General features: G+C 64.8%; 19 protein-coding genes and 1 tRNA gene. 9 read left to right on the top strand and 11 right to left on the bottom strand.

Annotated elements, in window-relative coordinates; translation table 11 throughout:
* Positions 1–85 precede the first annotated feature (85 nt).
* Positions 86–2,413 carry a DNA topoisomerase IV subunit A gene (locus tag HCZ97_RS01995; RefSeq protein ID WP_167686998.1) on the bottom strand — a complete coding sequence of 776 codons (2,328 nt, stop codon included), beginning with the start codon at positions 2,411–2,413 and terminating at the stop codon, positions 86–88.
* 165 nt (positions 2,414–2,578) lie between these two features.
* Between HCZ97_RS01995 and HCZ97_RS01990 the strand changes: the two genes are divergently transcribed.
* The 4 genes from HCZ97_RS01990 to HCZ97_RS01975 all read left to right on the top strand — a co-directional run bounded on the left by HCZ97_RS01990 (position 2,579) and on the right by HCZ97_RS01975 (position 4,967).
* The gene (locus HCZ97_RS01990; protein WP_167686997.1) at positions 2,579–3,235 is read left to right on the top strand and encodes an SH3 domain-containing protein; all 657 of its coding nucleotides are present in this window, start codon (positions 2,579–2,581) and stop codon (positions 3,233–3,235) included.
* Positions 3,236–3,289: 54 nt separating this feature from the next.
* Positions 3,290–4,129, top strand: coding sequence for an SDR family NAD(P)-dependent oxidoreductase (locus HCZ97_RS01985; RefSeq protein ID WP_167686996.1), 840 nt, complete (start codon positions 3,290–3,292; stop codon positions 4,127–4,129).
* Positions 4,130–4,195: 66 nt separating this feature from the next.
* Positions 4,196–4,393 (top strand): twin transmembrane helix small protein, encoded by a 198-nt coding sequence (locus tag HCZ97_RS01980; RefSeq protein ID WP_167686995.1) that lies wholly within the window; start codon positions 4,196–4,198, stop codon positions 4,391–4,393.
* Between the two features lies 1 nt (position 4,394).
* Positions 4,395–4,967 (top strand): cob(I)yrinic acid a,c-diamide adenosyltransferase, encoded by a 573-nt coding sequence (locus HCZ97_RS01975; RefSeq protein ID WP_167686994.1) that lies wholly within the window; start codon positions 4,395–4,397, stop codon positions 4,965–4,967.
* 85 nt (positions 4,968–5,052) lie between these two features.
* Here the strand turns inward: HCZ97_RS01975 and HCZ97_RS01970 are convergent, their stop codons facing one another.
* Together HCZ97_RS01970 and HCZ97_RS01965 are read right to left on the bottom strand one after the other, a co-directional pair.
* A complete protein-coding gene (locus HCZ97_RS01970; protein ID WP_167686993.1) occupies positions 5,053–5,859 on the bottom strand; it encodes a hypothetical protein in 807 nt (268 codons plus the stop codon).
* Positions 5,856–6,842: a D-glycerate dehydrogenase gene (locus tag HCZ97_RS01965; protein WP_167686992.1), complete on the bottom strand. Its 987-nt coding sequence runs from the start codon at positions 6,840–6,842 to the stop codon at positions 5,856–5,858. Before HCZ97_RS01965 ends, HCZ97_RS01970 begins: the two co-directional genes overlap by 4 nt.
* Positions 6,843–7,097: 255 nt before the next feature.
* On the opposite strand from HCZ97_RS01965, the gene HCZ97_RS01960 reads away from it, so the two are divergent.
* Both HCZ97_RS01960 and HCZ97_RS01955 read left to right on the top strand, forming a co-directional pair.
* Positions 7,098–7,562, top strand: coding sequence for an SH3 domain-containing protein (locus tag HCZ97_RS01960; protein WP_254871305.1), 465 nt, complete (start codon positions 7,098–7,100; stop codon positions 7,560–7,562).
* A gap of 127 nt (positions 7,563–7,689) precedes the next feature.
* Positions 7,690–7,764 (top strand) — tRNA-Gln (locus HCZ97_RS01955).
* Between the two features lie 188 nt (positions 7,765–7,952).
* Here HCZ97_RS01955 and HCZ97_RS01950 read toward each other — a convergent pair.
* The 5 genes from HCZ97_RS01950 to HCZ97_RS01930 form a co-directional block, all read right to left on the bottom strand.
* A complete protein-coding gene (locus tag HCZ97_RS01950) occupies positions 7,953–8,924 on the bottom strand; it encodes a formylglycine-generating enzyme family protein (protein WP_167686991.1) in 972 nt (323 codons plus the stop codon).
* A gap of 156 nt (positions 8,925–9,080) precedes the next feature.
* Entirely contained in the window at positions 9,081–9,710 is a 630-nt protein-coding gene (locus HCZ97_RS01945; RefSeq protein WP_167686990.1) for a nucleoside/nucleotide kinase family protein, read from the bottom strand.
* Entirely contained in the window at positions 9,707–10,483 is a 777-nt protein-coding gene (locus HCZ97_RS01940; RefSeq protein WP_254871296.1) for an ATP-binding cassette domain-containing protein, read from the bottom strand. The genes HCZ97_RS01945 and HCZ97_RS01940 overlap by 4 nt, the downstream gene beginning before the upstream one ends.
* Positions 10,483–11,565: an ABC transporter permease gene (locus tag HCZ97_RS01935; protein ID WP_167686988.1), complete on the bottom strand. Its 1,083-nt coding sequence runs from the start codon at positions 11,563–11,565 to the stop codon at positions 10,483–10,485. Before HCZ97_RS01935 ends, HCZ97_RS01940 begins: the two co-directional genes overlap by 1 nt.
* A gap of 113 nt (positions 11,566–11,678) precedes the next feature.
* Positions 11,679–12,689 carry a sugar ABC transporter substrate-binding protein gene (locus tag HCZ97_RS01930; RefSeq protein WP_167686987.1) on the bottom strand — a complete coding sequence of 337 codons (1,011 nt, stop codon included), beginning with the start codon at positions 12,687–12,689 and terminating at the stop codon, positions 11,679–11,681.
* Positions 12,690–12,886: 197 nt separating this feature from the next.
* Between HCZ97_RS01930 and HCZ97_RS01925 the strand changes: the two genes are divergently transcribed.
* Positions 12,887–14,086: an ROK family transcriptional regulator gene (locus HCZ97_RS01925; RefSeq protein WP_167687162.1), complete on the top strand. Its 1,200-nt coding sequence runs from the start codon at positions 12,887–12,889 to the stop codon at positions 14,084–14,086.
* A 269-nt stretch (positions 14,087–14,355) separates the two neighbouring features.
* Here HCZ97_RS01925 and HCZ97_RS01920 read toward each other — a convergent pair whose 3' ends face one another.
* From HCZ97_RS01920 to HCZ97_RS01910, 3 genes are all read right to left on the bottom strand, one after another.
* A complete protein-coding gene (locus HCZ97_RS01920) occupies positions 14,356–16,020 on the bottom strand; it encodes an alpha/beta-hydrolase family protein (RefSeq protein WP_167686986.1) in 1,665 nt (554 codons plus the stop codon).
* A 217-nt stretch (positions 16,021–16,237) separates the two neighbouring features.
* Positions 16,238–17,314 carry an HWE histidine kinase domain-containing protein gene (locus HCZ97_RS01915; protein ID WP_167686985.1) on the bottom strand — a complete coding sequence of 359 codons (1,077 nt, stop codon included), beginning with the start codon at positions 17,312–17,314 and terminating at the stop codon, positions 16,238–16,240.
* A gap of 375 nt (positions 17,315–17,689) precedes the next feature.
* A complete protein-coding gene (locus tag HCZ97_RS01910; protein WP_167686984.1) occupies positions 17,690–18,607 on the bottom strand; it encodes a LysR family transcriptional regulator in 918 nt (305 codons plus the stop codon).
* 163 nt (positions 18,608–18,770) lie between these two features.
* Between HCZ97_RS01910 and chvE the strand changes: the two genes are divergently transcribed.
* Both chvE and mmsA read left to right on the top strand, forming a co-directional pair.
* Positions 18,771–19,817, top strand: a complete 1,047-nt coding sequence (chvE, locus tag HCZ97_RS01905) for a multiple monosaccharide ABC transporter substrate-binding protein (RefSeq protein WP_167686983.1) — start codon at positions 18,771–18,773, stop codon at positions 19,815–19,817.
* A gap of 106 nt (positions 19,818–19,923) precedes the next feature.
* Positions 19,924–21,465 (top strand): multiple monosaccharide ABC transporter ATP-binding protein, encoded by a 1,542-nt coding sequence (mmsA, locus tag HCZ97_RS01900; RefSeq protein ID WP_167686982.1) that lies wholly within the window; start codon positions 19,924–19,926, stop codon positions 21,463–21,465.
* Positions 21,466–21,472: the final 7 nt, after the last annotated feature.

Below are 21,472 nucleotides of genomic sequence, written 5' to 3'. Positions count from 1 at the left end.
CTGAACCTCGAAGAGCACAAAGGAAAACGCCCCGGATTTTCATCCAGGGCGCTTTTCAGGTCAGCTCTGCCTTAGCAGCGGCGGTTCAGGTGAACTTGTTGTCCCGCGGGAAGCCGCGCGGCGCCATCCGGCCCGTGCCTGCCCGCTTGCCAAGCCATTCGCCCAGGTCGGGCTCTGTCCGAGTGCGACCGGCCGGATCCTTCCAGGACAGGCCATCCGCCAGAACGAAGGTGGTCAGGTCCGACAGGCCGCCATCCTTGTACTTCTGCAGGCGCACGCCCTTGCCGCGACCCAGCTCCGGCATCTCTTCCAGCGCGAAGACCAGCACCTTGCGGTTCTCGCCCACGCAGGCCACGTGATCGCCCCAGATCGGCTTGGCCAGCAAAGCCCGCACACCGTCCTTGACGTTCAGCACCTGGCGCCCGGTGCGGGTCTGGGCCAGCACTTCGTCTTCGGCCACAAGGAACCCGTCGCCAGCAGAAGAGGCCACGATCAGCTTCTCGCCCGGGCGGTGGATCAGCATCTCCACGATCTCGGATTCGTTGGGCAGGTCGACCATCAGCCGCAGGGGTTCACCCATGCCGCGCCCGCCGGGCAGGTTGGCGGCCTGGACGGTATAGAACCGCCCGTTGGAACCGAAGACCAGGATCTTGTCCGTTGTCTCTGCATGGAAGAGGAAGCGCCCCTCGTCCCCGTCCTTGAACTTGAGCTTCTCCGGCTGGGCCAGGTCGATATGACCCTTCATCGCGCGGATCCAGCCCATCTTGGAACAGACAACGGTGATCGGCTCCCGTTCGATCATCGCTTCCAGCGGCACCTCTTCGGCCTCTGCGGCGGATTCGATCAGCGTGCGCCGGGCGCCGCCCGGGTAATCCTTGCCGAAGGCCTTGCGGGTGTCGCGGATCTGTTCTGCGACGCGGTCCCACTGCCGTTCCGGCGTGGCCAGCAGATCCTCGAGCCCCATGCGCTCTTCCATCAGCGCATCGCGTTCCCGGACAAGCTCCATCTCTTCCAGGCGCCGCAAGGAGCGCAGGCGCATGTTCAGGATCGCCTCTGCCTGGACTTCGGAGAGCTCACCGTGTTCGTCGATCCCGATGGGAGAGACATAATCCGCTTCCGAGGTCGCCCGGGCGCGCTTCAGCTCCCAGTTCTCAAGCATGAGGGCCTGCTTGGGATCATCGTCATAGCGGATGATGTCGATCACCCGGTCGAGGTTCAGGAAGGCGGTGATGAAGCCTTCCAGCACTTCCAGCCGGTGGTCGATCTTTTCCAGCCGGTGCTGCGAGCGGCGTTGCAGCACCTCGCGCCGGTGATCGAGGAAGGCGCGCAGCACTTCCTTCATGGAGCAGACCTTGGGCGTGAGCCCGTCGATCAGCACGTTCATGTTGAGCGCGAATTTCACTTCCAGGTCGCAGTTCCGGAACAGCATGCTCATCAGCACGTCCGGATCCACCGTCTTGGCGCGCGGCTCAAGCACCATGCGGATGTCTTCGGCACTTTCATCCCGGATATCGGCAAGGATGGGGATCTTGCGGGTCTGGATCAGATCCGCGATCCGCTCCACCAGCTTGGATTTCTGGACCTGGTAAGGGATCTCCGTGACCACGATCTGCCACATGCCGCGGCCCAGGTCCTCCTTGTGCCACTTGGCGCGCAGCCGCATGGAGCCCCGGCCCGTCGCATAGGCCTTGGCAATATTCTCCGGCGCTTCGACCAGCACGCCGCCGGTGGGGAAATCGGGGCCCGGCACATATTGCAGCAGCGTGTCGTCGCGCGCCTCGGGCGTCTTGATCAGATGCAGGCAGGCATTGCACAGCTCGACGATGTTATGCGGCGGGATGTTGGTGGCCATGCCGACCGCGATCCCGGAAGAGCCATTGGCCAGCAGGTTCGGGAAGGAGGCCGGCAGCACGACCGGCTCTGTCAGCGTGCCGTCGTAGTTGTCCCGGTAATCGACCGCGTTCTCGTTCAGCCCCTCCATCAGGGCTTCGGCGACCACGGTCAGCCGGGCTTCGGTGTACCGCGAGGCTGCCGGGTTGTCCCCGTCGATGTTGCCGAAGTTGCCCTGGCCATCCACCAGCGGGTAGCGGACGTTGAAGTCCTGCGCCAGCCGGGCCATGGCATCATAGATCGCGGAGTCCCCGTGCGGGTGATAGTTGCCCATCACGTCGCCGGAAATCTTGGAGCTTTTGCGGAAGCGCCCGTTCGGGGCCAGCTTCAGCTCTCGCATCGCGTAGAGGATTCGGCGGTGGACCGGCTTCAGCCCGTCACGCGCATCCGGCAAGGCCCGGTGCATGATCGTGGACAGCGCATAGGTCAGGTAGCGCTCGCCAATGGCGCGGCGCAGCGGTTCGGCAAGCTGGATGTCACCGGGCTCGGGGCCGATATCGGGGTCTTCAGGCGTGTCGGTCATGACGGTTGTGATACTCGTGCAAGCAAGGCGGGTAAAGCCGCCAGATGCGCTTCACCGGGCTCTTTTGGAAGCCCTCACGCAAAGGCGGCCCGAGAAAGATATCAAGTATTCAGGGAACCGATTACTATAAGGGTAGTTAGTCTCTCAGCTGCCGCGGAGATTATCATGAACAAGTTCCTACTTCTTTCCATCACTGCCATGTTCCTGGTCTTCTATGAGTTGAGTGGTGGATCGGATTTCGAGCCCCTCGGTTCATTCGAAGCCGTTGCCCAGAACATGGACGGATCCCGCGCAGCGGCCCCCCGTACCAGGGCAACTGACACGCAGCCGCTGATGGCAGCCAATGCTGCGGAGGCGGCACCGGTCGCAACCGCCGCCGTCGCCACGGTCCCTGCATCGCCCACGCCGCCCCCCGCCAAGCGGGTTGCGCCGGCAGCCAAGCCCGCCGATCCCGCGATGGTGACCCGCGCTTCTGCCGGAACAAACGACCTCCCCTCTACCAGCTCGGACGTGCTGACGCCGGAAATGCTGGCCAAGATCGAACAGATGAGCCTGTCCAACCTGCCCCGCGCCAAGTCCTTTGCAGCGACCTCCACCACGTCTGCCCCTGAGCCGGCCCAATCTGCGGACATCCGCGAAGTTACCGGCAACCGCGTTAACATGCGCACCGGACCGGGCACCAACTACGCCGTGGTCTCCACCCTGACCAAGGGCGCTGAGGTCGAAGTCATCGGCTCCGAAGGCGACTGGGTGAACCTGAAGCTGCCCGCCGGCGCCACCGGCTGGATGGCCGACTGGCTGGTCAGCGCTTCTGCGGACTGACCGCTTGCGCTGCCGCCCCCTTGCCCTGTTTGCCGGCGACCGGCACAACAGGGCATGACCAAATCCATTCTCATCACAGGCTGTTCCTCCGGGATCGGACAGGACGCCGCCCGCGGATTGCGCCAGCACGGCTGGCGAGTCCTTGCCTCTGCCAGGCAACCGGAAGACGTTGCCCGCCTGGCGGACGAGGGCTTCGAGGCCCTGCAGCTTGACTACGCCGACCAGGACAGCGTCGAGTACGCCGCCGCCGAGGCGCTGGAGCGTACCGACGGCGCGCTGGACGCGGTCTTCAACAACGGTGCCTTCGCCATTCCCGGCCCGGTCGAGGATATCCCCCGAGAGGCCATGCGCGTCCAGTTCGAGACCAACTTCATGGGCCCCCATGCACTGACCCGCGCCGTACTGCCCGCCATGCGCGCGCGGGGCACCGGCCGGATCATCAACTGCTCTTCGGTGCTGGGACTTGTCGCCGCACCCTGGCGCGGCCCCTACAATGCCAGCAAGTTCGCGCTGGAAGGGCTGAGCGATACCCTGCGGGTGGAGCTTGAAGGCTCTGGCATCCACGTCATCCTGATCGAACCCGGCCCCATCCGCACCGACTTTCGCAAGAATGCCATCAAGGCCTTCGAACGCTGGGTGGACTGGGAAAACTCCGCCCGTGCAGAGGATTACCGCAACGGGTTGCTCGACAAGCTCTACAAGCGTGGCCCTTCGGCGGGCAAGGAAGACCGCTTCGAACTGGGTCCAGAGGCGCTGACGGCCAAGCTGATCCGCGCCCTGGAAGACCCCCGCCCCAAGCCGCGCTACATGGTCACCACACCGACCTATGTCGCCGCCGCCATGCGCCGCCTGCTGCCGGCCCGGCTGATCGACCGCCTGGTCCGCAACGCCTGACCCCATTTTCGGGTTCGCTTTCCGCCCGCCAACCTCTACATCCAGAGGCAGAGAGAGGAGCTTTCCATGGCCAATGATCCCCTGTTCCTGGTTGCCGGAGGCGCTGTCCTTCTGGTTGCCGTGATCCTGATGCTCGGCATCGGAAACTTTGCGAAGGGCGGCGACAGCAAGCGCTCCAACAAGCTCATGCAGGCGCGGATCATCGCCCAGTTCCTGGCCGTGGTCCTGATCCTGCTGTTCGTTCTCATCCGACAAGGAGGCTGAATTGGTCGTACTGTCCAAGATCTACACACGCACCGGCGATGCCGGCGATACCGCGCTTGGCGATGGATCGCGCGTGACCAAGCCCTCTCTTCGGGTCGAGGCTTACGGCACGGTGGACGAGACCAACGCCGCTCTGGGCCTGGCGCGACTGCATGCCGAAGGCGAGATGGACGCGGCGCTGGCACGGATCCAGAACGACCTGTTCGACCTTGGCGCAGACCTGTGCCGCCCGAACATGGAAAAGGATTCCGAAGCCCCCTATGAGCCGCTGCGGATGATCGCATCGCAGGTCGATCGCCTGGAGGCGGAAATCGACGCGATGAACGCCGACCTTCAGCCGCTGCGCAGCTTCGTCCTGCCAGGCGGCTCTGCGCTGGCCGCGCATCTGCACCTGTGCCGGACCGTCTGCCGGCGGGCCGAACGGCTGACCGTCGCGCTGATGGCGGAAGAGGAGTGCAACGCTGTCGCGGTGAAGTACCTCAACCGGCTCAGCGACTGGTTCTTCGTGGCCTCGCGCGCGGCCAATGATGGCGGCGCAGGCGATGTGCTTTGGGTGCCCGGCGCGACACGGTAAAGGGGCCCCTGCCCTTTCGCGCCTGCGGGCGGGATCTGTTCCGGCAGTCCTGACGCAGGCGCTCTGCCTGCGCTCAGGCCGCAGTTCAGGCGCTCAGGATCCTGCGGGTAATGGAGACCAGCGCCAGCAGCAGGACCATCGGCAGGACCACCATGCGCAGCACGAAGATCCCCACCAGCGTCAGAGAGGCCGAGAGCATTTCATCGGCCTGCTCCCAGAGGTCCCCGGCGGCATTGCGATAGGCCTCGATGCTTTCGCGCCAGCCGCGTTCATCCAGACCGCCGTCATCCAGCCCGATCAGAAGCCGCGCATTGTCCGCGATGTGGTCCAGCACGGCGTTGGCCTCTGCCGCGGCGGAGGCGGTCAGGATGTCGCCGCCCCAGACCCCCAGGGCATAGGCAAAGGGCAGGCCGATGGCGAAGGCAAAGCCCAGCATCCCGCAAGAGCCGCCGAAGCGGCGCAGGCCGGGCGCCGTGCGCTGCCATCCCACGGCCATGTCGCAGCCGCAGCGGGTCAGCAGCGCGACCGCCAGCAGCACGAAGCCGACCGAGGCCACGGGCGCCAAGGACATCGACAGCACGCCGGTCAGCACCGCCACCGCGAAGATCGCCGCAGAGATCCGCTCGACCGTGTCGTCGATGGGCTCAAGCCACTTGAAGGGCTGGACGTTGGCCGACAGCCCCATGGAGCCGCCGACCTCCACATCCTGGGCAAAGGAGAGCGCGGCGTTGATCGCCCGCAGAGAGATATAGGTCGCCCCGCTGGCGACAGCGATCTCCTGCTGGTACTTCTCTGCCGTGGTGACCAGGGGGTTGGCGCGGGGCGTCAGGGCCAGGAAGCCGCAGAGCAGCGCCAGGACAAGCGCGAAGGCGCCGGGGGCCGCGCGGGTCAAAGGACCCCCGGCACGACCTGGTCCGGCGGGCGGTGGCCATCCGCGAAGGTCTTGATGTTGATAATGACTTTCTCGCCCATCTCGATCCGCCCTTCCCGCGTGGCAGAGCCCATGTGCGGCAGCAGCACGACGTTGTTCAGCGCCTTGAGGCGGGGGTTCGCATCGCGCCGTCCGCCAAATACATCCAGGCCGGCTCCGGCGATCTCACCCGCGCGCAGCATCCGGGTCAGCGCATTCTCGTCGATCACCTCCCCGCGCGAGGTGTTCACCAGCACCGCTTCCGGCTTCATCAGCCTGAGACGGCGGGCATTCAGCAGGTGAAAGGTCGAGGGGGTATGCGGGCAGTTGACGGAAATCACGTCCATCCGTGCCACCATCTGGTCAAGGCTTTCCCAGTAGCGCGCCTTCAGATCCGCTTCGGTCTCTTCGCGCAGGCGGCGGCGGTTGTGGTAATGGACCTGCATGCCGAAGGCATTGGCCCGGCGGGCCAGCGCCTGGCCGATCCGTCCCATCCCCAGGATGCCCAGCCGCTTGCCGGCAATGCGGGAGCCCAGAAGTGCATTGGGGCTCCATCCCTCCCAGGCTTCGCCCTGCATCAGGGCCAGGCCTTCCGGGAGGCGCCGCAGCAGCGCCAGGATCAGGGCGATGGTCATGTCCGCCGTATCCTCTGTCACCACGTCCGGCGTGCTGGACACGAGGATCCCGCGCTGGCGTGCGGTCTGGATATCGATATGATCCACACCCGCGCCGTAATTGGCGATCAGGCGCAACTGATCCCCGGCCTGGGCCAGAAGGGACTGGTCGATCTCATCGCGCAAGTTGGGTACAAGGACATCGGCATGGCGCACGGCCTCTACCAGTTCCTCGCGACTCATGGGGCGGCCTTCCGGGCCCGGCGTGAAATTGAACAGTTCCGCCATGCGCGCCTCTACCGGTCCCGGCAGGCGTCGCGTAACAACAACAGTCAGGCGTCGAGATGGCATTCAGCTTCTCCTGCGTCTTCCCAAACGGCGCGGTCAGGGGCAAAGTGACGGAAACAGCAGCGGGGCACAAGAACCCCCATGCAAAGCAGAGCAGGCAAGATCATGAGGCATTGGCGGACAAGCGCATGCGCGCTGGTAGTGACCCTGTTCTCAGGGGCCACCCTTTGGGCGGCAACGGATGTTCCGGGACTGGAGGGGGCAGACAGCCCGACCCAGGAAGCCACGGAAAACGGGCAGCAATCCGCCTCTCTGGCGATGCAGGACCCCCTGCCCGCGCCGGAGCCGGCGGCCTCTGTCGGGCCGGTGACCAACCTGCCCCTGCCCCGGTTCGTGTCGATGAAATCAAGCCGCGCCAACGTGCGCCGCGGCCCGTCCAAGACTCACCGGATCGACTGGGAATTCCTGCGCAAGGGCCTGCCCGTCGAGATCATCGCCGAATATGGCCACTGGCGCCGAATCCGCGACCATGACGGCATGGGCGGCTGGGTGCATTACGCGCTGATCTCCGGTCACCGCACCGTGCTGGTGGAGAAGAACCTGCTGGAACTGCGATTCCGCCCCGGTGCCAATTCCCGCGTGACCGCCAAGCTGGAAGCAGGCGTCATCGCGGACCTTGAGGAATGCGAAGCCGACTGGTGCCAGGTCTCTGTCGCCGGCTATTCCGGCTGGGCCCCGAAGACCGCTCTTTGGGGTGTGGGCAAGGACGAGATCGTCGAGTGACGCAGGGTCCATTGGGCCTGTCATCGCTGCCGGAACATTCCCAGAGGTCAGCATGAAAAAGAGCTGCATTTTTCGCTCGAAAAGGGGTTGAACCCCGCGCGATGTCGGAGTAATCAGCGCTCCACGTTGGGGTGTAGCCAAGTGGTAAGGCAACTGTTTTTGGTACAGTGTACCGTAGGTTCGAATCCTACCACCCCAGCCACTTCTCTCTTATGAGCTGAACCGCAGATCGTGACCGAACAGGTCCGATCCGGCGGTTTGCGCAGGCCAGACCGGGACCCCTGCTTGCCAGTGGTCCGAAGCCCTATGCCCCATTTCCTTCCGCTCTATTGCTGACTTGATCGCAGGGCCTGTCGCGTCACCTGCGAACGGGACCTCCGGCGACTCGGATCACGCAGAGGCGGCGACCCGGAAGCCGGCGTTGCTGGTCGCGCTGTCGGGGTCGTTCGCCGTGCGGGAATGAACGTGGTAACGATCGCAATAGCTTGCATGGCACAGGAAGGATCCGCCGCGCTGCATTCGGGAGGCGCCCTCATCGGGCCCCTCGGGATCGACCTCTGGCATGCGGCCGGGCGCGGGGCGCGGGCCGTAGCGATCCCCGACCCATTCCCAGACATTGCCCGTCATGGCGTAGAGGCCATAGTCATTGGGTTCATAGGACCGCGCGGGGGCGGTGCCGACATGGCCGTCCTCTGCGGTGTTCACATTCGGGAAGTCGCCCTGCCAGACGTTCATCATGTGCCGCCCCTCGGGCGTCAGGGCATTGCCCCAGGGAAACTTGCGCCGGGCGTGTCCGCCCCTTGCGGCGCGCTCCCATTCCGCTTCGCGCGGCAGGCGCAGGCAGGACCATTGGCAATAGGCCATGGCATCGTACCAGCAGACCTGCACCACCGGGTGATCCGGCCGGTCCTGCCACTCGCTGCCGGGGCCTTCGGGCGCGGCCCAGCAGGCCCCGTCGACCCGGCGCCACCAGGTCAGGCGGCCAGGGCTGAGCGGCCAGTCCTCGGGCCGGTCGAGAAGCAGGTGGAAGACGAAGCTCCAGCCTTCCTTTTCGGCCACGGTGCGATAGCCGGTTGCCTCGATGAAGCGGGCGAACTGCGCATTGGTGACCGTGGTGGCACCGATGCGGAAGGGCGAGACGCGGACCTTGCGGCGCGGGCTGTCCAGATCCTCCGGGTAGGTCGAGTGGCGCGTGCCCATTTCGAAGATCCCACCGGGAATGGGCACCAGCGCGTCGCGCAGCGCCTGCTGCTCTGCCGGGTCGGCCCGGGGCAGATCGGCCCAACCGGCGGGCGCCACAGCGGTATCCCGGCCAGCGCCCCAGCCCTTCACGCAACATGTGCTTTTGTCGTTCTCTGCCATGGCCCCTTCCTAGCGCGGTCTTCCGCAAGCTGGAAGATGGGCTGTTTGGGACAGGGATGCGCGGGGACCGAACGCCGCAGGCCAGGCTTGCGGACGCGGCGGTAACGGAACCTTAATCCCTACGCTTCCAATGACTTGCGCAGGATCCAGACCCTTTCAGCCCGAAAGGGTCACATCCGCCGGCAGCGCGGCAGCGGCCACCAGCCTTGCGTTGCGGAGATCGTTTCCCTCTGCCCGGGCCCGCGCGGCATCGGGGCTGAGCCCATGGCCTAGCCACCTGTCGACAAGACGGCGATGCAGGACGGCCTCGGGCACGTCCAGCCGGATGGAGACATCCCAGCAGGGCTGCAGGTCACGCCAGCCCGGCGCGTCGTAAAGCAGGTAGTTGCCCTCTACCACCAGGGTGTCGCAGTCCGCCGCCACCTCTCCGGCGCCGGCGATGGCGATATCGCGCGCCCGGTCGAAAATCGGGTAGAAGACCTGGGGGCTGTCAGACAGCGCGCGCACCAGCCGCAGCAGACCGCCGTGATCGAAGCTTTCCGGGCAGCCCTTGCGGGCCAGCAGGTCGCGCCGTTCCAGGATGCGGTTGTCCAGGTGGAAGCCATCCATTGGCACCACCGCCGCCGAGCATCCCGCCGCGTTGAGGCGGGCCACCAGCAGCTCTGCCACGGTGGACTTGCCGGAGGCCGGCGGCCCGGCAAGCGCCACCAGGCGCCGCCGCCCGGCGCGTGGCGCGGCCAGGACCGGGCCCAGCAGCGCCTCTGCCCTGTCTTCGGCCGTGCTCATGCGGCGTGCTCTGACGGGGGCTCCTTCGCGCCCGTCATGAAGGCCACCGCATCGGACATGGTGTAGTCCTTGGGGTCGATGGTGCAGAGGCGCTTGCCCAAGCGGTGAACGTGGATGCGATCCGCGACCTCGAAGACATGGGGCATGTTGTGGCTGATCAGGATGATCGGGATGCCGCGCGCCCGCACGTCCTGGATCAGTTCAAGCACCTTGCGGCTTTCCTTGACCCCCAGGGCCGCCGTGGGTTCATCCATGATGATGAACTTCGTCGCAAAGGCCGCCGCGCGCGCCACGGCCACGCCCTGGCGCTGACCGCCCGAAAGCGTTTCCACCGGCTGCTTGATCGACTGCACGGTCATCAGCCCAAGCTCTGTCAGCTTCTCGCGGGCGAAATCCTCCATCGCGGGCTTGTCGAGCATCCTCAGGTACTTGCCCATCCAGCCCTGCTTGCGGATCTCGCGGCCGGTGAACATGTTGTCGGCAATCGACAGGGCCGGCGACAGGGCGAGGTTCTGGTAGACGATCTCTATCCCCATGTCCCGCGCCTGGATCGGAGAGGTGAAGCGCACCGGCTTGCCCTCTATCAGGATCTCACCCTCATCGGGGACGGTGGCGCCGCAGATCGCCTTGACGATGGAGGATTTGCCGGCCCCGTTGTCGCCGATCACGGCAAGGATCTCTCCCTTGCGGAGCTCGAAGTCGGAGTGGTCGATCGCGGTCACGTGGCCGTAGCGCTTCACGATTCCGCGGGCTTGGACGACAGGTGTGCTCATTATGCCGAAACCCTTCTGATCCATTGGTCGATGGCGACCGCGATGATGATGAGCCAGCCGATGGCGAAGACCTGCCAGAGCACGTCGACACCGGACAGGCGCAGGCCGGAGCGGAAGACCCCCACGATCAGCGCCCCGAAGAGCGCCCCCAGGATGGAGCCCCGCCCGCCGAACAGGGAGATGCCCCCGATCACCACGGCGGTGATGCTGTCCAGGTTCCCCTCGTAAAAGCTTTGCGGAGAGATGGAGCCGACCCGCCCGATGGAGGCCCAGCCGGCCAGCGCGCAGACCAGCCCGGCCAGCCCGTAGACCGAAAGCAGCGTGCGGTCCGTGCGGATGCCGGAAAGCTGCGCGGCCTCCTTGTCATCGCCGATGGCATAGACGTGGCGGCCCCAGGCGGTCTTGTTCAGCATGTACCAGAGCACCAGGAAGACCGCGATCATCAGCAGCGCGCTGAGCGTGATCCTTGCGCCCCCGATGTTGAAAGAGGCCCCGAAGATCTTGAGGAAGGGCGCATTGGCGTCGATATCCTGGCCGCGGATGGACTGCGCGCCGGACAGCCAGAGCAGCAGCGCGTAGAAGATCGACCAGGTGCCCAGCGTGGTGATGAAGGGCGGCAGCTTCACCTTGGTGATCAGCCAGCCGTTCATGCCCCCGGCGGCCACCCCGCCGATCAGCCCGATGACGATCGAGATGCCGGTCGGCACGCCCGCGAAGACCGCGAGGTTGCCCATGATCACAGACATCAGCACCATGATGGCCGCCACCGACAGGTCGATGCCTGCGGTCAGGATGATCAGCGATTGCGCCGCTGCCAGGATCCCGATGATGGAGACCTGTTGCAGGATCAGGCTGAGGTTGAAGGCAGAGAAAAACTTGCCGCCCGCGATCAGTCCGAAGACCGCCAGGCTGACCAGCAGCACGATGACGGGCACCAGCGTCGGATTGTTGTGCAAGACGTGCTGCACACGCTCCAGCGGCGAATGCTGGCCGCGGTCAAAGGCCGCCACCCGCGCGTCGCTGCGATCCAGCGTCTGTTCGTAGTCCTGGCCCTTGTGGCCCGGTTTGGTCGTTTCCGACATGACTCTCTCCCTCGCCGGCGAGCGTAGCGGCGGCATCAGATTCCGTCAAAATTGTGAACCATTGGTGGGGTGGCAGGGCGCAGGAGCGCCCCGCCGGCCGTGTCAGCCAAGGCTCAGCCCCAGCACTTCTTCAGCCCCTCTTCGGAGGTGATGGAGGGCAGACCCTCGACCGGCTGATCGGTGATCAGCTCGACCCCGGTGTTGTAGAAATCAAGGCCGTCGCTGTTCTGCGGCTTCTCGCCGGTTTCCGCGAAGGTCTTGATCGCCTCGATCCCCTTGGAGGCCATGAGCAGCGGGAACTGCATGGCCGTGGCGCCGATCACGCCGCCGGCCACGTCGCGCACGCCGGGGCAGCCGCCGTCGACCGAGACGATCAGCACGCCCTCGTCCTTGCCGAAGGATTTCAGCGCCTCGTAGGCGCCAGCCGCGGCGGGTTCGTTGATCGTGTAGACCAGGTTGATATCGGGATCGAGCTGCAGGAGGTTCTCCATCGCCGTGCGCCCGCCATCGGGGGAGCCATCGGTGACATCGTTGCCGACGATGCGGGGATCGTCCTCATCCCCGATGTCGGTGGGGTCCTTGATGTCGATGCCGAAGCCATTGAGAAAGCCGTTATCGCGCTGGTAATCCACGGAAACCTCAGAGGCATTCAGGTCCAGCAGCGCGATCCTGGCGTTCTCTGCCTCTGCGCCCATGGTGGCCTTGGCCCATTGGCCGATCAGCTCACCGGCCTTGAAGTTGTCCGTGGCGAAGGTGGCATCGGCCGCATCGGCGGGCTCGAACTGGGTGTCGAGGGCGATCACCAGCGCGCCGGCTTCGCGGGCCTGGGTGATGACCGGCACCAGCGCGCGGCTGTCCGTGGGGGTGATCAGGATGCCCTTGGCCCCGGAGGCCATGCAGGTTTCCACCGCCGCGACCTGTGTTTCGACATCGCCGTCGTACTTGCCGGCGAAGGTCGACAGGTTGATGCCGTTCTCCGCCGCAGCGGCAGAAGCACCTTCCTTCATCTTGACGAAGAACGGGTTGGTATCGGTCTTGGTGATCAGGCAGGCATTGGTCTGCGCATAGGCGCCACCGGCCATCGTGGCCAGGGCAACTGCCGAACATGTCATCAGCTTCTTCATGGTTTCCTCCCATTGAAATCGGTCTTGAGCCTGGATGCGGGGCGTCTCCGCACCGGAACCTGCAACGTCCTCTCCCCTACAGGTTGCAGCCCAAGAGGCCCGATTCTCATGGCACTGTCAATTAGTAAGTAAACTTTACTAACTAAGGAGAGCACCCTATCTTCCCAACCAGCGGGAGGAGAACTATGGTCGGCCACATGGATGGTGCCAATCTCAGGGAACGCAGCGCGGGTGTGAACCAGCGCGGCATTCGCGACTATAATGAACGATTGATCTTATCACTTCTGCAACGCCACCGTGCGCTGTCAGGGGCCGACCTGGCGCGGCGTACGGGGCTGTCGCGGCCCACGGTGTCCACCATCCTGCGCGCGCTGGAAGAAGACGGGCTGGTGCGCAAGGGAGAGCCGGTGCGCGGCAAGGTCGGCAAGCCCTCTGTCCCGATGGAGCTGGACCCGGACGGGGCCCTGTCCTGCGGGCTGAAGATCGGGCGCAGAAGTGCAGACCTGTTGCTGCTGGACCTGGCGGGACAGGTGCGCAAGCAGGTTTATACCACCTATGATTACCCGATGCCCGACGCGGTCTTCGGCTTTCTTGAAGAGGGGCTAGCTGGCTTCATGCAAGAGCTTTCCCCGACGCTGCGGGCGCGGGTCTGCGGGATCGGGATCGGCACCCCCTTCGAGCTGTGGCGCTGGCATGACCTGATCGGTGTGGCGGCGGAAAAGTTCCGCTCCTGGAAGGACATAGACTTTGCCAGCAAAGTCGCGGGCTTCTGCGATCTGCCGGTCTTCGTGGTCAATGACGCCACCTCTGCCTGCCATGCGGAGCACCTGTATGGCCGGGGCCAGGAATTCCGCGATTACGCCTATTTCTTCATAGGCTCCTTCATCGGCGGCGGCGTGGCGCTGAATGGGACGGTTTTCGAGGGAAATCAAGGCAATGCGGGCGCGCTGGGCTCCATGCGGACCACCGGGCCGCTGGGCGAAAGCCAGCAGCTGATCGACACGGCCTCCATCCACCTGCTTGAGGCACGGCTGGTCGAGGCGGGCATCGATCCGCAGGTGCTCTGGCACAAGCCCCAGGACTGGAGCGGCCTGGGCCGCTACGTGGAGCCATGGATCGGCACAACCGCGCAAGAGCTTGCAAAGGCGTCGCTTTCCGTCTGTTCGGTCATCGATTTCGAGGCGATCCTGATCGACGGGGCCTTCCCGCCCGAGGTGCGCAACGCGCTGGTGGAACGGGTGCGCCGCTACCTGGTGACCCAGGACACGCGCGGGCTGATCACGCCGAGGGTAGAGGCCGCCAGCGTGGGCGAGAACGCCCGCAGCATCGGGGCCGCCAGCAGCCCGATCTTTGCCCAGTTCATGCTGAACACGAACGCCGGGCTTTCGGCCCTTTGACACCCCGGACACGGCGCCGCCCGCCCCCGTCCGGGGCGATTAACGGCCTCTGAGGGGGCAGCGCGGTAAGAATTTGCGCGCCACAGGCCTTCAGATAATGTTTTCCTTGGTTAATCAGGCAATTGGGGCGTCTTAACCCACGTCTGTATTGCGTCGGTATCACGTCGGTATTGCGTCGGTGCGGACGTCGGTATCGCAAGAAGATTAACGGGGCGCACGGTGCCTTGCCCGCGCGCCCTGCCCTTTCCGATCTCGCCAGCCCTCAGGCGTCAGCGGTTGTCGCAGCCGGTTTCGCTGCGCCCGGAGCAGCGCTCCATCAGGCGGGCGGTATCGGCATCTGTCCAGTTGGCGGGATCGCTCAGCTCTATCCAGCCGGTCAGGTATTCGCGCGGGGCGTAGCTGTGGCCGTAGCCCAGCGGCATCCCCAGCGAGAGCATCATGTCGATCGCCAGCTGGAACTGGGTGACGATCGGCAGGAAGCGGATCTCAGGCGAGACATCGGGCGCGGGCGGTTCACGCAGCCAGGGCGGCGCCCGCCAAAGCGAGGCCGGGTCATAGAAGACGATCCCGTCAGAGGCATGTTGCAGGTAGATCACCCGCATACGCGCCCAGTCCGCCGTGGCGCGCTCAAGCCCGCCGTATTGGGTGAAGAAGCGGATCAGCGCGCCATCGCCCACCTCGGGCGAAACGAAGGGAGAGCCGAGGTTGCGCGCCGCCGTGGCATCGCGCCACTTGGTCGACAGGAAGGGCGAGCCCACCCAGAAGGCCCCCTGGATCGGATCGTCGAAGATCCGCAGCAGGTCCACCGCATACATGGAGGACCAGGCCCCCAGGCTGAGGCCGTGGACATAAAGCCGGGGGCGGCTGTCGGGCGGCAGGTCCTTCCAGTAGTCGTAGACAGTGGTGAACATGGCCTTGGCCTGGTCCAGCCCGGTATCGGTTTCAAAGATCAGCGCCATGGGCGATTGCATGTAGGAATATTGCGCCGCCACCGTGGCGATATCGCCGTCATGGATATATTCCAGCGGATCGAAGGAGCTGGGGTCAAGCCAGCCCGTCCCGGTGGGAGAGGCCACCACCAGCACAGCGCGGTCAAAGGCCTGCAGCCGGATCAGCTCCTTGAGCGCGACCTGGGCGCGGACCTGAGGATCATTGTCCTGGGCGCGGCCCACGTAGACGCGGATCGGGTCCAGCGCGGGGCGCCCGGTTACGGCGGTGATGGCCGCGGCTCCGGGGCCGTTCTGGATGAAATCGCGCCCCGGCTGGCCCATCTGCTGCCAGCCCACCAGGCTTTCGGCACTGCCGGCGCGGCGCGGATCCCGGGGCGCTGGCGGGGCGGTGTCGAACAGGCGCTGCGCCTCTTCGTAGGAGCTGTCGAGCGTGCGGATGACGAAGGGCACCAGCCCGTCCATGGTCATGACGAACAGCAGCGCCACGGCCAGCAGCACCCCCAGCAGGTTGGCCGTGCGCGCCGGCATGATCCGGTAAAGCCGATTGCGCAGCGTCCGGAACAGCAGGGAGACCAGCACCCCCAGCAGGTAGCAGGCGGCAAAGACCAGCACGGAGAGGATCAGCAGCTTGGTCCAGTCCGTGCTTTCGATCGGAGGCATGCCGACCCGCGCACGGATGGAGTTCTGCCAATCCGTGGTGTTCCACAGCGCGTAGATCCAGAGCACCAGCACCGGGATGGCAAAGATCACCAGGGCGATCCGCGCGCTGCGCGAGCGCGGAGAGGGCAGACCGGCGGCAAGCCAGGCCAGTTGCAGCACCCGCCCCACCAGGTAGCCGATGGCGGTCAGCACCCCGCCCAGCACCCCTTCGAAGACCCAGCTTCGCGGGATGAGCGAGGGAGAGAGCGAGGCCGCGAAAAGCAGCAGGCCAAGCAGCAGGGGGAAGACCTGGAAGGTGACGCCTCGGGTCAGGGTGATCTTCATGGGGGGTCCTTTGCGTCCTGTTCCGGCGGCCTGGCTGGGTCCGGGAACGGATCCGGCGCGAAGCCGGGCAAAGATTTGCCTGCGTATAGGCGGGGAGCAAGGGGAAACGGAAACCGCCGCGAAATCCGCGGCGGCCTGTCACAAGAGTGCCCCGGGTCTGACGCGGTCAGGGGGACGCGGTCAGGGGGACGCGGTCAGATGGATGGGGGATGTGGGCTTAGGCGCCGGTCAGGCGGATATCGGCGGCAAGCCGGTCATCGGCAGAGATCAGGCTGGCGGCATTGCTGAGCAATTGCAGCGTCAGCCCCTGCAGCGCGTACTCCAGGTTGACGGTGCCGCTGAAGGCGCTGGGCAGCACGCCGGCGATGATCCGGCTGCCAAAGCCCTGGCCCTTGGGCGCGACCACCTCCGGCCCGCCGCTTTCCTGCCAGACCAGCCGGAACTGCGTGCCCTCGCCCTGCCCTTCGACCGCCCAGCTGAGCGCCACCTGCCCGGCATCCGCGCTGAGCGCGCCGTACTTGGTGGAATTGGTCGCCAGCTCATGCAGCGCCAGGCTGAGCGCCATGACCTGTTCGCGGCCAAGCAGGATCCGCGGACCGGAGACCGTGACCCGCTGGGAGTCGTTCATGAAGGGTTGCAGCGCGCCAAGGGCGACGACCTCGATCAGGCCGCCGGCGGCGTTGTCCTCTGTCAGGGTGTCCTGGGCGCGCACCAGCGCGCTGATGCGGTCCTGCAGGGCCATCTTGATCTGCTCGGGCGGCAGGGAACCCCGGAAGGTCTGGTTGATCAGCGCGGAGACCAGCGCATAGGCATTGCGCGAGCGATGCACCAGCTCCTGGTTGCGCAGCTCTGCAGAGCGTTCGGCCAGCACCTTGTCGGTGGTTTCCACCACGGTATCGAGCATGCCGCGCACCGTGCCGTTTTCATCCCGCACCGGGCCGTAGCAGAAGGTGAAAAAGGCCTCTCGGCTTTCACCGGAGCGGTTGGTGACGATGCGGAAGTCTTCGATGAAGGTGGCCTGGCCCTGCATGGCCTTTTCCGTGATCGGGCGGATGGAGTCGACGGTCTCTGCCCAGACATCCAGGAAGGACTGGCCCAGGCAGGGGTGCTTGCGGTCCAGGATGGCGCGGAAGGCATCGTTGTAGATCACGATCAGCTCTTCGCCCCAGCACAGGCACTTGGGGAAGGCAGAGTTCAGCATGGTGCTGACGGTGATCTTGAGGGCCACGGGCCAGTCTTCCAGCGGCCCGAGCGGGGTGGAGGACCAGTCATGGAGGGCAATGTCTTTCGCCATGTCGCAATTGCCGGGCAAAAATGGCAAATGCTGAAACATCTGGTCGTTCAAGGTAGAAGGCCCCGCGGTGTGAGAAATCTCTGGTTACGCGTTGTCGTCGCTGGATCACGCGTCTGGTCAAGACAGGCATGTATGCCTGAACTGGGACCTTGCAAGGGCCGCTTCAAATCAGGGTTTCACGGGTGTGAAATCCTGTCCAGCTTGCCGTATCGTCACTTTTCGCACTTTCCTGGCCGCCCCAATGAATCCAATACCTTGCGCGCCCGGGCAAGATGGCAAAAGTCGCCATTTACCGGCATTCGCCCCCTTTTTCGGGGGTCCAGAGCGGCTGGTTCAAGGGGGTCAGCGCGCGGCTAGGTCGCGCGCGAGGGGCGATCACAGCCGGCGCAGCACCTCCTGAAGCACCCGTTCGGAGATGCGCGGCAATTGCTGGCCGCGATTGGCCAGCACGAAATAGGGCGACACGCGGATGTCCCGGTTCAGGTCCAGCACCGAGAGTTTCGCGCCCAGGCTTTCGTGGGTCAGGATCTCTGCCACCTCTTCGGATTGCGGTGAGATCACGTCAGAGCGCGACAGCAGCGCCAGCACCACCAGCAGGGAGGAAGAGTTGTTGACGTTGCGCGGCACCGCCTTGCCGGTTTCCAAGAAGGCCGCCTCTACAGCGCGGCGGATCGGGGAGCCGCGTTCCTGCACCACCCATTCGTACCGCGCCAGCTCCTCCAGCGACAGGTCACGCCGCCCGGCCAGCGGATGGCCGGAGCGCACCATCAGCTTCACCCCTTCCGAGCGCGCCGGGTAGACCCGGAATTCGCCGTGATCCTCGTCTGTCGGCAGGCGGGCGATGATGAAGTCGAAGCGCCCCTCTTTCAGGCCGCGCACGAGCTGGCTTGAGGGGCCGACCTCGATCGTGGCCTCGATATCGGGGGCCTCTTCCTTGATCTTGCGGATGGCGGGCATGAGGTAGCCCATCGCCGGGCCGGTCACGGCCCCCACGCGGACCTCGCCCGACTGGCCGATGTTGAGGTTCTCCACCTCTGTCTGGAGGCTGTCGAGTTCGGTCAGGATCACCCGGATATGGCGCAGGAAGACAAGGCCGATGGGGGTGGGCTCCATCCAGCGGGGATGGCGGATGAAGAGCGGCGCCCCGGCTTCCGATTCGATTTCGGCCAGCATCCGGCTGGCCGCGGGCTGAGACATCGCCAGTGCCTCTGCGGCAAGCTGGAGCTTCTGCCGCTGGGCAATTTCCGCGATGAGCCGCAGATGCGTGGGTTTGAGCCGCCTGATCAGATCCATGCGCCCACATCATACCATTTTTGATATCGTTTCCAGCAATATTTGCATTTTACAGTTATGCTCCTGACGCATAGCCAGTATGCGGTTGAGGAGACCAGCCAAGAGAAACAAGTGCGCGAAAGGCGGATCATCCGCTGGGGGACGCACGTAGTGGAGGAGCACTATGACTCTCAAGACACTCGTGGCCAGCACGGCCGCCGCTCTCATCCTGTCCACCGGCGCCTATGCCGAGACCGTTGGCATCGCGATGCCCACCAAGTCCTCGGCGCGCTGGATTTCTGACGGGGAATCCATGGTCGCCCAGTTTGAGGAAGCTGGTTACGACACCATCCTGCAATACGCGGAAGACGACATTCCGAACCAGGTTGCACAAATCGAAAACATGATCACCCGCGGCGTCGACGTGCTGGTGATCGCGGCGATCGACGGCACCACGCTGTCGAACGCTCTTGAGAATGCCCATTACGCGGACATCCCGGTCATTTCCTACGACCGCCTGATCCGTGACAGCGAATACGTCAGCTACTACGCCACCTTCGACAACTTCCAGGTCGGCGTCCTGCAGGCGACCTCTCTTGTGGACGGCCTGAAGGAACGCTTCGGCGATGGCCCCTACAACGTGGAACTCTTCGGCGGGTCCCCGGACGACAACAACGCCTACTTCTTCTATAACGGCGCCATGTCCGTCCTGCAGCCGCTGATCGACGACGGCACCATCAACATCGTCTCCGGCCAGACCGGCATGGAGAAGGTCGGTACCCTGCGTTGGGATGGCGCGGTGGCACAGGCGCGTATGGATAACCTTCTGTCCGCCTATTACACCGACAAGCAGGTGCATGGTGTGCTGGCCCCTTACGACGGCCTGTCCATCGGCATCCTGTCCTCGCTCAAGGGCGTGGGCTACGGTTCCGGCGACATGAAGATGCCGATCGTCACCGGCCAGGACGCCGAGCTGCCCTCCGTGAAGTCGATCATCGCGGGCGAGCAGTACTCCACCGTGTTCAAGGACACCCGCGAGCTTGCCGGTGTTGCCGTGGACATGGCGGAAGCCGTGCTTGAAGGCACCGAGCCGGAGATCAACGACACCGAGACCTACGACAACGGCGTGAAAGTCGTTCCCTCCTACCTGCTGGAGCCCGTCCTGGTGGACAGCTCCAACTGGAAAGAGGTCGTTGTCGACAGCGGCTACCACGACGCGGACCAGTTCTGATCTGATCTGATCTGCAAAGCGCGGCCGTCCTCCCGGTCTGCGCGACCTGCCCGGAACCTCTTTCCGGGCAGGTCCCTCCCCCCCTTTAAAGCGATAAGGCAAAGCCATGACTTCTTTGCTTGAAATGCGCTCCATCACCAAGGAATTCCCAGGCGTGAAGGCGCTCGACAACGTCAATCTGACGGTTGCCGAGGGCGAGATCCACGCGATTTGCGGCGAGAACGGCGCCGGGAAATCCACGCTGATGAAAGTGCTCTCGGGTGTCTATCCCGCCGGAACCTACGACGGCGAGATCCATTATGACGGCAAGCTGGCAGAGTTCAGCAACATCTCGGACAGCGAAGAGCGCGGGATCATCATCATTCACCAGGAACTGGCCCTCGTGCCGCTCCTGTCGATCGCCGAGAACATCTATCTTGGCAACGAACGCGCCTCTCGCGGGGTGCTGGACTGGCGTGAGACCTTCCATCGGACAGAGGGCCTTCTTGAGAAGGTCGGTCTGAAGGAAGCGCCCTCCACCATCATCGACTCCCTGGGTGTCGGCAAGCAGCAGCTGGTGGAGATCGCCAAGGCGCTGTCCAAGGACGTGCGCCTGCTGATCCTGGACGAACCCACCGCGGCGCTGTCCGAACACGACAGCCAGGCGCTGCTGGACCTGATGCTTGAGCTCAAGCAGCAGGGCGTGACGCAGATCATCATCAGCCACAAGCTGAACGAGGTCCGCCGCGTGGCCGACAGCGTCACGGTGATCCGGGACGGCTCTACCGTGTCGACCATGGATGCCCATGCCGAGGAAATCACCGAGGACCGGATCGTCCGGGACATGGTGGGCCGCGACATGTCCGATCGTTATCCGCCCCGCCCCCACAGGGCCGGCGAGATGATCATGGAAGTGCAGGACTGGAATGTCTGGCACCCCGATCACGGCGACCGCCAGGTGATCCGCAAGGCCAACTTCAACGTCCGCGCCGGCGAGGTCGTCGGCATCGCGGGCCTGATGGGCGCGGGCCGGACCGAACTGGCCATGTCGATCTTCGGGGAAAGCTACGGCAAGAACATCTCCGGCACGGTCAAGATGCACGGCAAGGAGGTCGATACCTCTGACGTGGGCAAGGCGATCGCGGCCGGGCTGGCCTATGTGACCGAGGACCGCAAGTCCCTGGGGCTGATCCTGGAAGAGACCATCCAGAAGAACATCACCCTGGCCAACCTGCCCGGCGTGTCCAAGAACGGCATCATCGCGGAGGGCGAGGAAACCCGCGTTTCCGAGGAATACCGCCAGGCGATGAACATCCGCACACCGAGTGTCTTCCAGAAGGTGATGAACCTGTCGGGCGGCAACCAGCAGAAGGTGGTGCTGTCCAAGTGGCTGTTCTCCGGTCCGGAAGTGCTGATCCTGGACGAGCCGACCCGCGGCATCGACGTGGGCGCGAAGTTCGAAATCTACAACATAATCAATGACTTGTCCGAACAGGGCAAGGGCGTGGTGATGATCTCGTCCGAGATGCCCGAGCTGCTGGGCATGTGTGACCGGATCTATGTCATGAACGAAGGTGCCCTGGTGGGCGAGCTGACCGCTGCAGAGGCCAGCCAGGAGAAGATCATGTCGATGATCGTGACCGATGTCGTCGCGGACGCGGCAGAATAAGGAGTGC

It is taken from the genome of Pseudooceanicola sp. HF7 (assembly GCF_011806405.1).
Taxonomy (GTDB): Bacteria; Pseudomonadota; Alphaproteobacteria; order Rhodobacterales; family Rhodobacteraceae; genus Pseudooceanicola.
Note: the sequence above shows the minus strand (reverse complement) of the source record. Positions and strands in the feature narration are given on the sequence as shown.

Excerpts from the sequence above, each read along its gene's own strand:
- HCZ97_RS01950 (WP_167686991.1), bottom strand. The coding sequence starts at position 8,924 with ATGGCAGAGAACGACAAAAGCACATGTTGCGTGAAGGGCTGGGGCGCT.
- mmsA (WP_167686982.1), top strand. The coding sequence starts at position 19,924 with ATGACTTCTTTGCTTGAAATGCGCTCCATCACCAAGGAATTCCCAGGC.
- HCZ97_RS01965 (WP_167686992.1), bottom strand. The coding sequence starts at position 6,842 with ATGCCATCTCGACGCCTGACTGTTGTTGTTACGCGACGCCTGCCGGGA.
- HCZ97_RS01915 (WP_167686985.1), bottom strand. The coding sequence starts at position 17,314 with ATGGCGAAAGACATTGCCCTCCATGACTGGTCCTCCACCCCGCTCGGG.
- HCZ97_RS01920 (WP_167686986.1), bottom strand. The coding sequence starts at position 16,020 with ATGAAGATCACCCTGACCCGAGGCGTCACCTTCCAGGTCTTCCCCCTG.
- chvE (WP_167686983.1), top strand. The coding sequence starts at position 18,771 with ATGACTCTCAAGACACTCGTGGCCAGCACGGCCGCCGCTCTCATCCTG.
- HCZ97_RS01980 (WP_167686995.1), top strand. The coding sequence starts at position 4,196 with ATGGCCAATGATCCCCTGTTCCTGGTTGCCGGAGGCGCTGTCCTTCTG.
- HCZ97_RS01960 (WP_254871305.1), top strand. The coding sequence starts at position 7,098 with ATGCAGGACCCCCTGCCCGCGCCGGAGCCGGCGGCCTCTGTCGGGCCG.
- HCZ97_RS01945 (WP_167686990.1), bottom strand. The coding sequence starts at position 9,710 with ATGAGCACGGCCGAAGACAGGGCAGAGGCGCTGCTGGGCCCGGTCCTG.
- HCZ97_RS01930 (WP_167686987.1), bottom strand. The coding sequence starts at position 12,689 with ATGAAGAAGCTGATGACATGTTCGGCAGTTGCCCTGGCCACGATGGCC.
- HCZ97_RS01940 (WP_254871296.1), bottom strand. The coding sequence starts at position 10,483 with ATGAGCACACCTGTCGTCCAAGCCCGCGGAATCGTGAAGCGCTACGGC.
- HCZ97_RS01990 (WP_167686997.1), top strand. The coding sequence starts at position 2,579 with ATGAACAAGTTCCTACTTCTTTCCATCACTGCCATGTTCCTGGTCTTC.
- HCZ97_RS01985 (WP_167686996.1), top strand. The coding sequence starts at position 3,290 with ATGACCAAATCCATTCTCATCACAGGCTGTTCCTCCGGGATCGGACAG.
- HCZ97_RS01925 (WP_167687162.1), top strand. The coding sequence starts at position 12,887 with ATGGATGGTGCCAATCTCAGGGAACGCAGCGCGGGTGTGAACCAGCGC.
- HCZ97_RS01935 (WP_167686988.1), bottom strand. The coding sequence starts at position 11,565 with ATGTCGGAAACGACCAAACCGGGCCACAAGGGCCAGGACTACGAACAG.
- HCZ97_RS01995 (WP_167686998.1), bottom strand. The coding sequence starts at position 2,413 with ATGACCGACACGCCTGAAGACCCCGATATCGGCCCCGAGCCCGGTGAC.
- HCZ97_RS01910 (WP_167686984.1), bottom strand. The coding sequence starts at position 18,607 with ATGGATCTGATCAGGCGGCTCAAACCCACGCATCTGCGGCTCATCGCG.